The organism is Cohnella terricola (assembly GCF_007786475.1).
Taxonomy (GTDB): Bacteria; Bacillota; Bacilli; order Paenibacillales; family Paenibacillaceae; genus Cohnella; species Cohnella terricola.
In genome coordinates, this window is sequence record NZ_VNJJ01000019.1 from 34,393 (window position 1) to 49,504 (window position 15,112).

Annotated in this window: 8 protein-coding genes; 7 read left to right on the forward strand and 1 reads right to left on the reverse strand. The window is 53.7% G+C overall.

Going from position 1 to position 15,112, the window contains the following annotated elements:
• Window positions 1-210: 210 nt before the first annotated feature.
• The 7 genes from FPZ45_RS22215 (at window position 211) to FPZ45_RS22245 (ending at window position 11,100) form a co-directional block, all read left to right on the forward strand.
• Window positions 211-2,685, forward strand: a complete 2,475-nt coding sequence (locus FPZ45_RS22215) for a glycoside hydrolase family 38 N-terminal domain-containing protein (protein WP_144706651.1) — start codon at window positions 211-213, stop codon at window positions 2,683-2,685.
• A 95-nt stretch (window positions 2,686-2,780) separates the two neighbouring features.
• On the forward strand, window positions 2,781-3,560 hold the full coding sequence (locus FPZ45_RS22220) for a DeoR/GlpR family DNA-binding transcription regulator (RefSeq protein WP_186438518.1): 780 nt from the start codon (window positions 2,781-2,783) through the stop codon (window positions 3,558-3,560).
• A 113-nt stretch (window positions 3,561-3,673) separates the two neighbouring features.
• Entirely contained in the window at window positions 3,674-5,380 is a 1,707-nt protein-coding gene (locus FPZ45_RS22225) for a class I mannose-6-phosphate isomerase (RefSeq protein WP_222430804.1), read from the forward strand.
• Between the two features lie 15 nt (window positions 5,381-5,395).
• Window positions 5,396-6,328, forward strand: coding sequence for an ROK family protein (locus FPZ45_RS22230; RefSeq protein ID WP_144706657.1), 933 nt, complete (start codon window positions 5,396-5,398; stop codon window positions 6,326-6,328).
• A gap of 212 nt (window positions 6,329-6,540) precedes the next feature.
• On the forward strand, window positions 6,541-9,684 hold the full coding sequence (locus tag FPZ45_RS22235) for a glycosyl hydrolase family 95 catalytic domain-containing protein (protein ID WP_186438519.1): 3,144 nt from the start codon (window positions 6,541-6,543) through the stop codon (window positions 9,682-9,684).
• Window positions 9,685-9,698: 14 nt separating this feature from the next.
• The gene (locus FPZ45_RS22240) at window positions 9,699-10,430 is read left to right on the forward strand and encodes an alpha/beta hydrolase family protein (protein WP_222430803.1); all 732 of its coding nucleotides are present in this window, start codon (window positions 9,699-9,701) and stop codon (window positions 10,428-10,430) included.
• Window positions 10,431-10,515: 85 nt separating this feature from the next.
• A complete protein-coding gene (locus tag FPZ45_RS22245; protein WP_246120546.1) occupies window positions 10,516-11,100 on the forward strand; it encodes a DUF421 domain-containing protein in 585 nt (194 codons plus the stop codon).
• Between the two features lie 62 nt (window positions 11,101-11,162).
• On the opposite strand, the gene FPZ45_RS22250 is transcribed toward FPZ45_RS22245, so the two are convergent.
• Window positions 11,163-14,807 carry a glycosyl hydrolase family 18 protein gene (locus FPZ45_RS22250; protein ID WP_144706664.1) on the reverse strand — a complete coding sequence of 1,215 codons (3,645 nt, stop codon included), beginning with the start codon at window positions 14,805-14,807 and terminating at the stop codon, window positions 11,163-11,165.
• Window positions 14,808-15,112: the final 305 nt, after the last annotated feature.

A 15,112-nucleotide genomic window follows, 5' to 3' on the forward strand; every position in this document is an offset into this window, starting at 1 on the left:
TATAACGGAGACGCCGAACATTTTCGGCGTCTCAGCTTGATGGGTATCAGGCATGTCCCCACTCTGATACTTGAGTGCTTATTTTAATTCTTCTTAAAGAAACAAAAGTTCAATGTCGATTTAACGACTAAAGTACTGTAATGAGGACTTCCGAGTGACGTGTCGCAAGTGTTATCTTTTGGTACAACAAGAAGCAAAGGAAGTGCGGACATGCCCGAAACGATATTGAACAGAAAATGGAAGCTATTCGTTATTCATCACTCACATACGGATATTGGGTATACGGAAAGACAGGAAAAAATCGAGCGATATCATGTGGATTTTATCCGACAAGCTCTCCGGATCTGGGAAGAGGCCAAATCAGGTAAGCGTAACGAATGGAAGGGATTCAAGTGGACCTGCGAGACGTTCTGGGCGGTTGAACGTTTTCTGGAGAAAGCCTCTTTGGATGAGAAAGAGAGGTTTGCAGATGCTTTAAGGGACGGAGATATCGAACTCTCTGGTACTTACTTAAACCTGTCCGAATTGATCGGTTACGATACATTAGCCAAAAAACTCCAAGCAGCAGGAAACTATGCGCAATCCATCGGTGTATCGGTAAACGCCTCCATTACCGCGGATGTTAACGGCTACAGCTGGGGATATTCGCAAGCGCTGTACGACGCAGGCATCCAAAACCTGTATTCCTGCGTTCATACGCATCACGGGATGTTTCCGATTGGAAGGAAACAGACGCCGTTTTATTGGGAAACACCGAGAGGGGACAAGGTGCTCGTATGGAACGGCGAGCATTATATGATCGGCAACGATCTGGGGCTGTTGCCGAACGGCAGCTTCTCCTACACCATTCAAGACGAATTCTATACAAATGGAGCGGCGGAAGATCACTGGAAGCTGGCCGAGACGAGAATTCAACGTTATCTGGAACAACTTGAATCCGAATCATACCCCTATGACTTTGCGATCGTCAACGTCAGCGGCTTGCTCACCGACAACGCGCCACCGAGCGGTACGATCATGGAGTTCATACAGGAATGGAATGAGAAGCATGGGGATCGCATCGAGATTGAGATGACCACGCTTCACAAGTTTTTTGAACATGTTCGAACGCAATCCTTCCCGATTCCGGTATACAAAGGAGACTGGCCGGACTGGTGGACCGACGGTACGATTTCTACTGCCGTTCACACGCAAGTGTTCCGCGATGCTCAACGTACGATGCAATTAGCCAAAACCTTAAGCGATACAAACTCGCTGTTAGAGTCTCGAATCTCTGATGCAGAGCATCAATTAATGATGTATGCCGAACATACGTGGGGGTACCATTCCTCCATCTATGAACCATGGCATCCGATGGTGCATGCGCTTGCTGTGCGAAAGGAAGCTTACGCCGCCAACGCAAGCCGACAGGCGTATGAAGTGTTGGATGATTTGCTTTACGGCAAGGGAGCGGCAAATCTTGCGGCTGGACTGCCTTTTCGTTATAAAGTCATCAATCCCTATGAGCATCCCGTTCGGGACACGGCGCAAATTTATCTAGAAAATTGGGAGCCTTCCCTATTCACGGACGGATTCGAAGTGTACGAGGAAACAAGCGGCCTGACGGTGCCTCATCAGCTAGAGAAGGTTAGTCGGGGACATCAGATCACGATTTATCAAGAATTGGCCTCGAAAGAGGAGCGCTACTACCGGATTCGGCCACAAAACCGGTCGACGGCCGTAACAACAAGCAGCATCCGACTTATGGGCCTGGATAGAGTAGATGATCTACTAGACCTGTACCCCGCGGTCGATTCGAGAGGATCGGCAAACGGCATCATGATTGCAGAGAATGTTATTAAATCCCCATTTGTTTGCATCCGCTGGGACGGCAATGGAATCTTCTCCTGCATCGATAAAGTATCAGGACGAGAAATGATCCGGACAGATGCGCAGCATAGGGCGTTTACACCGGTATACGAGTTGACCAAAGCGCCTTCGGAATCGCAGATGGCGGATGTTCGCCGCCGGATGGGGCGCAATCGGAAAGGGATAGACGTACAAAGGCACGTCGGAAAATGGAGTGGCGCCAATTCCGTTGTCCAAGGGGAGCTTTACGGGGTTGTAGAGCTCAAATACTTGTTGGAAGGGACAAGTTATTACTCTTTATATTTGAAAGTCTATCGGGATATGGCAAGAGTAGACGTGTCTGTCCGTTTGCATAAGAATAGCGTGTGGGATCCAGAGAATGTGTATATTTCTCTACCTTTCGGAACCGATTCGCAGAACGAACAGGTGTGGCTGGATAAAGCAGGCGCCCCGGTTCGCCCGGGAATAGACCAGCTGCCGGGTACGCTCATCGATTATTACTGCGTCCAAGAGGGTTATGCCCACCTATCTGACCGGTTCGGACTTCTTGTATCCACTCCGGATACACCACTGATTCAGACAGGATCGCTGGAGTATGAAACGAGATTGCTGAATGGTCAGGGAGGTGCGAGAAACGCCGACCGTCCGTTGTATTCCTGGGTTCTCAGCAACTATTGGGAAACAAACTTCAAAGCGACGCTTGGCGGCTTCTATGAATTTCAATACAAGCTGCAGTGGGGAGAAGAGTGGGACACGCCGGAGAAGGCATTCCAGAAATGTTTGGAGTTGAATACGGAACTGCCCGCTTTTCGAACGAAAGAGCCAGGGAACGTTTAAGAAAGCAGTCTCGATCATTGATCGGGACTGCTTTGTTGATTTGATCATTTATGTTAGAATAAGTGAAAAAAAGTCGAGGTGTGGATATGCTTCCCTTGCAGAGAAAACAGATGCTCCTGAATTACTTAGCGCAACACGGCGCGGCAACCATGAAAGAGTTGAGCGACCATTTCGGCGTGTCGGAAATGACGGTTAGACGCGACCTGAGCGGGCTGGAGCAGGAGAACCGCGTGCGGCGCTCGCATGGGGGAGCAGTCTTTCTTGGCACATTACCCGCGCCCGAGGAGCCGGAGGCTTCCGTCAAGCAATCGCGCAATCGCGATGTCAAACAGAGGCTCGCCGCTTACGCTGCGGAAACGTTCATACGGGAACGCGACGTCATTATTCTGGAGAACGGGACGACCGTGTCTCGAATGGCAGAGTCGCTGGGCGGATACACGGAATTGACCGTGCTGACGAACGGGGTGGATACAATGAACCTTTTTCGCCCTCTCGTCACCGATCGAAGATCGATGATTTGCGGCGGAGGCATGCTTCGCGAAGTGTCGGGCACGTTCGTCGGACCGCTGGCGGAGCAGTTTTTTGCGAGCTACCATGCGGACACGCTGTTTATTTCGGCATTGGGATTCACGGCCGAGGACGGTTTTACCGATCCGAACTTGATGGACACGCAGGTGAAAAAAGCGATGATCCAATCGTCCGACAAAGTCGTCATGATCCTTGATGCTTCCAAGATCGGAAATCGGTATTTTACGACGGTGGCCCAATTGTCCGATATTGATATTTTCGTTACCGATTCAAGTATCCAAGACGCTGACCGCGTTTTAATCGAAAGCAGCGGCACAGAATTGCACATCGTAGATATTAATTTGTGAATTGTTATGTTCATTTATGATAATATGTGATATATTATGATAAATTGAACATGGAGGTTGATGAACTGGTGAACAAATTGTACAACAAGTATCCGTTTACCCGAATCGAAAACATGGACAGCGAAGCTTGGGCTGGTTACGAGGCAATCGGTGCTCGGATTCAAGAGGCGGTTGCCGCAACGGGTAAGAAACGTGCGGTCGTCATCGTGGAATGTTACCCAGGCGTCAGGCAGGAGGAAATCGTAGCAGGGTTAGCGGATTCGCTCGCTCCCGCTCTGATCGTACGCTCGGAGGATGCGGCGCTGGAGCCGTCCGAAGTGGATCGCATTGTCGAGAGATACATGACGGACGATCGGGTATTCGGCTATATGGCTCCGTTCAGAATTGATGAATTTTATGTTCCGGCTCGCATAGAGGCAATGCGTCGTCAACTGAACGAAGTGGACAATGGCATAGCGATCGTAATCGGCTTCGGCGCTTCGCTGATCGCCGAGGGCGATGTCGTTGTCTATGCGGACTTGGCCCGTTGGGAAATTCAGCAGCGTTACCGCTCGAAAGAAGTCAGCAACTGGCGGACGGATCGGGTTGAAAACGATATTTTGCGTTTATATAAACGCGGATTTTTCTTCGAGTGGCGGATGGCGGACCGGTTGAAAAAATCGTTGCTGGGCAAAGTTGATTTCTATCTGGATACGAACGTCAAGGATGCACCGAAGATGGTCACGCGGCAGGCACTGTTTGCCGGATTCGCGCAGACGGCAAGCCAGCCGTTCCGTCTTGTGCCTTATTTCGACCCTGGCGTATGGGGCGGAACATGGCTAGAAGCGAACATCGAGCTTCCCAAGCGGGAGCATCCGTATGCATGGGGCTTCGACGGAGTTCCGGAGGAGAACAGCCTCTATTTTCAATATGGCGATGTCAAGGTGGAGCTTCCGGCCATTAATCTCGTCTTTTTCGAGTCGATCAAGCTGCTTGGGGATCGGGTTTATGCACGGTTCGGCGCTGAGTTTCCGATTCGCTTCGACTTTCTGGATACGATCAGCGGGGGAAATCTCAGTCTGCAGGTCCACCCGACGGTCGAGTATATCCGCGAGCAATTCGGCATGAACTATACGCAAGATGAAAGCTACTACATTCTAGATGTCGAGCCGGGAGCAGAAGTGTATTTGGGACTGAAGGACGGCATTGAACCGGAAGCGATGCTGGCTGACTTACGCAAGGCGGAAAAGGGCGGATTCACGTTCCCTGCGGAGAAATACGTTAACGTATATCCTACGGACAAACACGACCATTTCCTTATTCCTGCCGGAACGGTGCATTGCTCGGCTACGGGCTGTATGGTGCTGGAAATCAGCGCAACGCCGTATATTTTCACATTTAAGCTATGGGACTGGGATCGTCTCGGCCTCGACGGCAGACCGCGTCCCGTTCACGTGGACCATGGCAGCAAAGTCATCGATTGGAATCGGAAGACGGATTGGACGACATCGCAGCTCGTCAACCGGATTGAAAAGGTGAAAGAAGGAGAAGGCTGGACAGAAGAACGTACGGGTCTGCACGAGCTCCAGTTCATTGAAACCCGTCGCTTCTGGTTCTCGGAGCCGGTATTGCATGAAGCGAACGGCAGCGTGCACATGTTGAATCTGGTCGAAGGCGAAGAAGCGACCGTGGAAAGCCCAACCAACGCGTTCGAGCCGTACGTCATCCGTTATGCCGAGACGTTTATCGTCCCTGCTTCCGTCGAAGCATATACGATTCGGCCGAGCGGCCCGAGCGCGGGCAAGAAGGTCGGCGTTATCAAAGCCTTCGTAAGAGAATAAGGGGAGCGAGAGACGATGGATCGAAACCTCATACTCGCGTTCGACGTCGGAGGAACGCAGATCAAAGCCGCTGCGGTCATTGGCGGAGAGATCCTCGAAGAGACAATATCGCATTATGATTCGCATGCCGACCGAAGCGTCGAAGAGATTGTCGCGCACTTCGCGGACATTGCCGTCGATCTCCTCGCAAAAGCGGGGGAAAATCGGCCGCTCATCGGAGGGATCGGCATGGCATTTCCCGGTCCTTTCGATTACGACGCGGGTATTAGCTACATTCGTGGGCTGAGCAAATTCGAAGCTTTGTACGGCATTCCTTTTGGAGAGCGCTTGGAGGAAGCCGTTCGATCCCATGGGAAACTGGTTCCCCGTCTTTCCCCGTCCTTCGGCATCCGGTTCGAGAACGACGCCTCGCTGTTTGGGCTCGGCGAAGCCGGCTACGGCGAAGCGAACGGATGCAATAGAGCCGTATGCCTTACGATCGGTACCGGACTCGGTTCCTGCTTCCTGGAGAACGGACTTCCGGTTCGGCATCGCGACGACGTTCCGGATCAGGGCTGGTTGTATAACGTTCCCTATCAAGACAAGATCGCTGACGATTGGATTTCCAGAAGAGGAATCTTGCATTTGGCTTCGGAAATGGGGCTGGGACCGGATGGGCTCGACGTCCATGATTACGCGAAAGCGGCACTGGCCGGAGACCGGCTTGCAGTCAAGCTGTTCGAGACTTTCGGGAGAAGGATGGCGGCGATTCTCGCTTCTTCGCTGCAGGCATTTACACCCGACCGCATCGTGATCGGGGGGCAAATTTCCAAGAGCGGGATTCTGTTCGTGCCGGCTTTTAAGGAAGAGTTGGAGAACGCCGGAGTGTATACCGATGTAAAACTAAGCAACAACACGCTAAATAGCACGTTTAGGGGCATTTATCATTTAGTCGAAAACAAAATGTGAACGATCCCGGTCATGCGACCGGAGAAGCGCCGCCGACCACCGTGTCGGCGGCTTTTCCTTTAAATTACAGTGCCGGCGGCGCATGCTGCAAAAATAAGCAGTATTCAAATCGGCTCAAAATTGCGTATGCTCGAATCAATTATCACTCCGATCCGGATCGGATGATAATAAAAGGCAATACCCATACAAGCTCTCAAATCAAAGGAGGTATTATGATGAAAAAAGGTTGGCTCGCCGGCTTGGTTCTCGCCATCGCTGGCGTCTCGGCCCTCGGGACAGTCGGTATTCCGACGGCCGTTGCCGACGGGATCACTACGAATCACGCCTTACGAATTGTCAGCGCTTACAAAGGTACCTGGACGTCACCGCCGACGGACAGCAATTTCGGGAACACGTCGAACGCCCCGCTGCTCGGAAACGGTGACGTAGGAGCGGTGATGGTAGGCAATATTGACGCGATGACGGTTGTCCTCGGCAAAAACGAGTTTTTCTCCGTCGCGGATCGTCAATTAAAATCGCTTGCGAGATTGGGCATTTCGGTATCTGGAATGACCGGCGCTTCGTACTTGACCGAGCAGAAAATCGCGAACGCCCAGGTAGACGGCACATTTTCCGCGGGAGGCAATATCGTCAACACGACCAGCTGGGTACAGGCGACGGATACGGCGAACAATCTGTTGATCACGAAGTTCACCTATTCGGGAAGCGGATCGAAAACGGTCACCGTCACGCTTAACCCGGCGAATCAGAACACGTTCGCCAGCTCCGTCGGCGCGTCCGGAGACGTATTGTACCGCGACGTCCGCGCGGACAGCTCCGACAACGTGAACGGCATCGCGACGCTAAAGGCCAGAGTCGCCACGCGCGTCATCGGTGCGACGGGCACGGTCAGCGGAAACCAGCTTTCTTTCACCATGAATCCCGGCGGCACATACTCTCTCATCACTTGTATGATGAGCAACACCGATTCCGGCAGTTACCAGTCGTCGGCGATCGGCAACATCAGCGGGAAAACCCAGGGCGATGTGGATTCCCTGAAATCCTCGCACCAATCTTGGTGGGATTCTTTCTACAGTAAATCGTTCATCGAAATTCCAAACAAGACGATCGAGAAATTTTACTATGGGTCGCTCTATTTGCTCGGCAGCAGTTCGAGAGCAGGCGAAGCGCCTCCCGGATTGTGGGGGGCTTGGATCGCCCGTAACTCCGATTGGGGCGGGGATTACCATATGAACTACAACTACCAGGCTCCGTTCTATTTCGCCATGCCGACGAACCATGCAGAACTCGCGGCTTCTTACGATAAACCGATCCTGGATTACGTGCCGAAGGCGCAGGCCAGAGCGGCTTCCGCCGGTTATGCGGGCGTCTACTATCCCGTCGGCATCGGCCCCTATACGATCGATACGGACGGCGCATACCATAACCAGAAGACATTCGCGGCGTTCGGAGCGACGGTCATGCTCGATCACTATTACGCGACGTCCGACACGGCTTATGCGAATTCCATCTACGGCTTCTTAAAAGAAGCGGCCAAGTTCTGGGAAAATTACTTGACCTGGGATGGCTCGAGGTACGTGATCAACAACGACGCCCAGCACGAAGGCGACGCCTATCCGCAGACGAACGGCGTGATGTCGCTGGGATTGGTCCGGTACTTGCTGCAAGGATGCATTGATATCAGCAGCGCATTGGGTCAAGACGCTTCATTAAGATCGACCTGGCAGAACATCCTGAACAATATGAGCTCGTTCCCCACCCAATCGAGAAACGGCCAAACGGTATTCCGCTATACGGAAGTCGGACGGGACTGGAGCAACGATAACGCGATCGGCATCCAGCACATTTACCCCGGTCGGCAAATCGGTCTTTCCAGCAGCGCCGCTTTGCTTCAGACCGCCCGGAACATGATCGGCCAGATGGCCCGTTGGACGGACGGCAACGGCACGAACACGTTCTATCCCGCGGCGGCCCGGGTGGGATACGACCCGACGACGATTCTGAACCAGCTGACTTCCTTTATCAACAGCAACGGCTACAAAAACCTTTTCCTCAAGGCAAACGGCGGAGGCATCGAAAACTTCAACACGACGACGGCGACGCTGGCCGAGATGTTCCTGCAATCGTTTCAGGGAAAAATCCGGATTTTCCCGAACTGGCCGGGCAATACGGACGCCAAATACGGCGATCTGCGGGCTGATGGTGCTTTCCTCGTGTCAAGCGAAATGAGGAGCAATCAGGTTCAATATGTGCGCCTTCTCAGCGAGAAGGGCAAAACGGCGACGCTGGTCAACCCGTGGCCGGGTCAGACGCTGCGGCTCTACAGAAACGGCACCGATGCCGGAACCGTTTCGGGGACGGACATATCGCTGACGACTTCAGCCAACGAAACGTTGCTGCTTGCGCCTAACGGTACCGCGTACAATACGATCGTCGACCGGATGAATCAGCCGTTGGCCGGCGGATCGGGCGGCGGATCCGGCAATCTGGCGATGAATAAAGCGGCAACCGCGAGCGACATCAACAGCCCGAGCGAATCGGCGGACAAAGTGGCGGACGGATTGGGCGCGACGAAATGGACTTCCCAGCCGCAAAGCGCCGTTCCCGGCGACAAATGGCTGCGCGTCGATCTGGGCGGCAGCTACAATATCACGAGATGGGTCGTCAAACACGCGAGCTCGGGCGGCGAGACGACAGCGTACAACACGAAGAACTTCAAGCTGCAGATAAGCAGCGACGGTAATACGTGGACGGACGCGGACTCGGTAACGAACAACGCGGCCGGGGTAACGGACCGAAACATTGCGCCGGTATCCGCCCGCTATTTCAGACTGTATATTACAGCGCCCGTTCAGGATAACGCCGGTTATTTCCAAGTTCCGGGAGACCGGAACAATGCGAGAATCTATGAATTCGAGCTGTATGGTTCTCCGTCCGGCGGAGCGGGTTCGGGCAGCGCGCCGATCGGCCAAATCATCGCGATGAAGGCAACGGCGAACAATCAGTATGTCTGCGCGGATAGCGCGGGAGCCAGTCCCTTGATCGCCAACCGGACCGCGGTCGGACCGTGGGAGCAGTTCGCGGTGGCGGATGCCGGCGGCGGAATGATCGCGCTCAGATCGCAGGCGAACAACAAGTATGTCACGGCGGATAACGCGGGAGCTTCCAATCTGATCGCTAAGGCGGACACCATCGGTTCCTGGGAACAATTTCGCTGGATCGACAACGGAGACGGCACTTTCTCGCTGCAAGCGGTCGTGAACAATCAGTATGTTTGCGCGGATAACGCCGGGGCGAGTCCGCTCATCGCGAACCGGAACGCGATCGGCGGATGGGAAAAGTTCCAGAAGGATTAAAGGGGATGGATGTCATGAGGCAAACAACATGGAAAGGTCACACCCGGTACGACTTCTCTGTCAACGAAAGAGAAGGCTTGGTCGTCGTTCCGGCTAACCCGGCAGAAGGGAATCCATGGATTTGGCGCGCCGCGTTCTTCGACGCGTTCGCGCAGGCGGACATGGCCATGCTGCAGAGAGGGTGGCATTTAGCTTATTACGAAGTGAGCGATATGTACGGATGTCCGGAAGCGGTTCGCTTGATGCGGTCCTTTCAAGGCCATGTGGAATCGCAATTCCATTTAGCCAAGAAAACCGTTCTATTCGGCTTCAGCCGTGGCGGATTCTATTCTTTCAATTACGCGGCCGAGTATCCGGAGCAGGTTTCCGGTTTATATCTCGATGCGCCCGCGTTGGATATCCGAAGCTGGCCGGGCGGTTACGGAAAAGCGCCGCGGGCGGAAAAAGAATGGCAGGAGTGCCTGCAGAATTACGGTTTGACGGAAGAGACGGCGCGCGATTTCAAAGGGAACCCGCTGGACAAAATCGATCAGGTGGCGGAAGCCGGAATCCCGATTCTCGTCGTATACGGCGATGCGGATAAAGACGCCATTTTCAGCGAGAACGCCGAAATCCTCATTCGCCGGTATCGCGAATTGGGCGGAGAAATCAAATCGATCGTTAAACCGGGAGGAGAACATCATCCCCACAGTCTGGAAGATCCTGCGCCTATCGTGGAATATCTGATCGCTAACTGTAATAGCTAAGACGAGCATTCGTTCCATTGCGGTATATTCCCTTCCGAGGGGGGAATAATCGATGGTATCTTTGGCGCAAAGGAGCTCGTTGTTGTTGAAAGTAAGTTTTATTTGGGAAGCTATGGCGATCTTGTTCGTGGGCTTCTGCCTGCTTCGGATTTTAGGTAAAAAAACGGTCGGCGAAATGACGGGACTCGAGATTATTACGCTGCTTGCTATGGCTTCCCACATCGGGCATGCGATTCCCGGGGACGGATTATTGAAGACGATCATCGTATTATCCACTTTCGTGGCCTTATTGCTGGTGATACAGTATTTGTCCGTCAAATTCAACAAAGTGGAGAAGCTGTTTATGGGCGAGGCTGCCGTCGTCATTAAAGACGGGCAAATCCAGACCGATGCCTTAAAAAGGCTGCGAATGTCCGTCGATCAATTGGAAGCGAGATTAAGAGAGAACAGTATCATGTCGTTCGAGGACGTCAAGACGGCGACGATCGAGATCAGCGGGCAGCTCGGATACGAATTGAAGAGGCAGGCGAAGCCCGTTACGATCGGGGAATTGGAGAAAATATTGGCGCCGTTGCTCATGACGAAAGCTCCTCCTCAGCCCCAATACAATTTGTTCAAAGAAGTGAGAGAGAAGGAACACGACAAGGAGATTCCGAAAAATTTGCAATAGCGGCCATAACCAATCGAGCAGGCTCATGCAATCACGCATAAGCCTGCTCGATTTGTCTCGCGCTAGTCGGTCAAGTTCAGCGTACGCAGCATTCTCATGACCGATACCGTCGCTTGGGCTTTCGTCACCGTCGCCAGAGGTGCAAGCTTCGTTTCGGATACCCCATTTAGTATTTTACGCTCCGTCATGAGTGCCATGGCGCCTTGGGCGAAGGGGGCGATATCCGCACGGTCCTTAAACGGTGTTAACGCCGCGGGATCGGTTCGATTCGCGACGCCGACGAAGGCCATCGCTTGTTCAAGCACCGTCGCCAGTTCTTGCCGGGTTATGAGTCCCATCGGATCGAAGGCGTCCGCCGATTTGCCTTTGATCAGACCGAGCTTCCAAGCGACCGCGATCTCTTCCGCGTATTTCGTTCCGTCGCCGACGTCCTTGAACGGCGATTTCGCGCTATCCGGCACGATGCCTAGTCCGTTCACGATGATCGAGACGAGTTCTCCGCGGGTGATGTCTTGTTTCGCCCCAAACACGTTCGGACTGTCTCCGAAGGCGATGCCTTTTGCTGCCGCCTGCTTGATATCCTGCGCCGCCCATGTCTGGTTCGTATCGAGAAAGCTCGGATTGGACTGGACGACTCCGTAGATGCCGCTGCCGCTCCGCTTCAGTTCTGCCGAGACCGAGCCGTCGGAGTGGGCTGCGAACAGCGTAGGCACATGCCGGTAAGTCTTTCTGTCCCGCAAGTAGATCGCGCCGGTCGCTAGATCCGGATCGACTTTAGGATCGGCGTTCAGCTTGAAAATCCGGCTGGCCTCGCCCGATTTGAAGTCCTCCATCTGAGAAGATTTGTTCGCGGAATCCAGAACTTCGATCTTAAATTCCAGCGGTCCGCTAATAATCTGAGCGTTGCGTGCTTTCGCGGCCGCCCGGAATTGGGCCGCAATATCCTCCCCGGGAGGCTGGATCGTAATCCGGACGTTTGCGACCGTTTCCCCGAGCTTGAAGGCTTCGGCCGGGACGCTGAGTTCGACGCCGTTGACGAGAAGCGATAGCGTACCGCCGGTTCCTTTGCCGGCAATCGCCTGGATGATTTCTTTGGCCATGATCGTCTCGACGATCTCGGCGTCCGTGACTACGACGATCTGGGATTTCTTAGCTTCGGAATCCCGTATCGACTTCACGGCATCGGCGGTTTGCAGGGTGACGGTCGCCTTGTTCCCGTCCCTCGCCACTTTGGCCTTCAACCGGTTCGCCGCGGGATCGCCGATTCCGGTCGTGTCAGGCTCGGTCGAAGCGCCTCCGCCCCCGCCGCCTCCGCCAGAGGATGGTCTCGGCGCGGTCGTCGTCACATCAAGCACAGCGGCGGCAGAAACCGCCGTCGTACGGCCGCCTTCTTTGATCAGCGCAAGGACCTGAACCCGATAAGCGGTGCTTGGATTCAGATTCGTTATGGAGAATTCCGTATTCGTCGTATTTCCGATCCAGGCGTTGTCGGCGAATACGTCGTACCCGGTAGCTCCCGGCGAAGCTTCCCAAGCGATATTCGCGGCGGTACTGCCAATTGACGCGAGCATTAAGCTTCGGGGCGCAGTAAGCGTACCCGAAGCAAGGGAACCGTTGGTCGGTAAATCGCGGACAAGCCGGGTCGTCAGCGTCTTGTTGCGGTCGCCGCTAATATCCCAACTCATGACGCCAGCTAGATCCAGTGATCTAACTAGCGATGCTTTATACAGAATGGATTCTTCGTCATCATAGGAGATGAAGCGTTTATTCTCGTTATTATACAGATAAGGCACTTTGGCGGCTTCGTTCCAATATCGGATGTAGCCGTTCTTGTTCACATAGTTATCCTCGACGTCTGTGTAATCGAAAGCATAGTCTTCCCAGGTTCCGAATTTCTCTCCGGGAGGAATCGTTCCGCCTTCGCATGTCTGATACTGGCCGGGAGAAGGACAGTTCAGCCATCCTTTGCCGTAGAAAGGCAAGCCCAGAACGAGCTTGTAAGCAGGCACTCCGCCCTTCAGGTGACCGCGGACTCCGCCAGCGACGTTCCACCTCGGACCTGTTGCTTTCGGATGGTTCTTGTCGTAATACAGCGGCGCGTTATGATGAGCGAGCGGTTCCCAGGTTCCGCTGTAGTCGTACGTCATGATATTAATGAAATCCAGGTAATCTGCCGATCGGGCTAGATCGGCGTTGACGACGAATTCGTCGGATTGCGCGGATGCGATCGTCAGCAAATAATATTTGCCTTCCACCGACCCGGCGGCGTCGAACGCTTCCCGTATCGTTTTCATAAGCAACACGAAGTTTTCCTTGTCTTCGGGACTGCGCGAGTTGGTATCGACGCCGCCTTCGACCGGATATTCCCAGTCGATATCCAGACCGTCCAGCCTGTATTCGCGAACGAAGTCGACGGCCGAATCGGCGAAGGCTCGCCGGGTTTCCTCGGTCTTGGCCATATTCGAGAAGTTGCCCGACCAAGACCAACCGCCTACGGAGACGATCAAGTTCAGGTTAGGATTGTCGGCTTTCCTCGCTCTTAAGGCCGCTAAGTTCCTAAGATCGACGTCCTGGTCGCCGACGACGATCTCTCCATCGAACACGTCACGGGCTTGCAGTGGGATATCGGCGTTCTTGCAGGCGACTCCGGTCGATCCATAGCCTCTCCAGCACAGGTCGGAGAACGCGTAATTGATATGGGTAATTTGGGACACGTCGATATCTTCGGGCATAAATCCGCGGTCGAAAACGGACCAGGACGTATAGTAGGTAACGATGTTATAATGGCCGCCCGGAACGACGATCACTTCGGCGCTATCCGGCGATCTCCACAGCCGATTTTTGGCTACGGCCTTAAAAGCATAGGACTGGCCTTCCGTCAGTCCAGTTGCCACGTAACGGTTGGAGTCGCTCGTTCCGATCAGTTCGCCGTCACGGTAGATTTCGTAGCCGGTCGCTCCCGGTGTCGCGGCCCAGCCGAGCGAAGCGGTCGTTCTCGTGGCCGTGACGATTTTCATGTCGCGAGGCGCTTCAAGCTGTCCCCAGGTTAATTTGACGGGGTTGCTGTCTTTGGAAACGTCCGGCAGATTCTGCGCAGCGACCGTAAAGGTGTAGACGGCGCCGGTGACGGTCGTTTCCGCAATCGGGAACGTATAGCTGTCGGAGCCGTCCCATACCCCGCCTTTCCATTGCCCGTTCACGGATACATCGTAGCCATTCGCGCCGGGACTGCCGATCCATCCGAGCGTAATGCCGTTTTCGGTTACGTCGGTGATCTTGAGATGAAGAGGAGGCGTCAGGGGGGGCTTAGGACGTTGACTTGGATCGTCGGGAGCGGTCATCACGGTAACAACGTTGCTTTTTTTGCCGTTTTCCTTGCCGGGCGTCACATAGAAAGAATACTCGGTTTCGGGAGATAAGCCGCCAATCTCCTTTGGAGGCGCTCCAACCCAAGCTTTCCAATCCCCGGTCGCCGCGTTCCAGACGTTATACCCTTCGACGGAGGTGATTCCGTCTACCAAATCCCAAGACAAGGTGACGGAATTGTGCGTAAAGCTGTCGACCTTCAAGTTCTGCGGCGCCTCGATCTCTGCTGCAGATGCATGGGAAGCGGGGAAGAAGGGGGTGCAATAAGAGAGCACCAATACGAAGCTGAGAATCCATGTTGTCAGTTTCGCGAGTTTCGCGCGGAGATAACCGTTGGGCATTGTGAAAATAGCTCCTCTCACTAGAAAATTAATAGCATAAAATAATGTAAGCGCTTACAGAAATTTCGACAAATCCCTCCTTCTTAAGGGGTGAGATATCAATTACATGTGAGATTCTAACTTAGTCGGCTCTAGAAAACGAGATGAGAAATTAACGATTTTTTATAGATATTCACGCAATATTGTACCGGGCGGGAGGTAAGGTTCCTAGTATGCGGAAAATGGAAAAAAAGCGATCGAGCGAAGAGACGCGAACCTCTCTTGATCGACCGCTTTATGCAACCGGGATTGAAAACGTAAAGGGC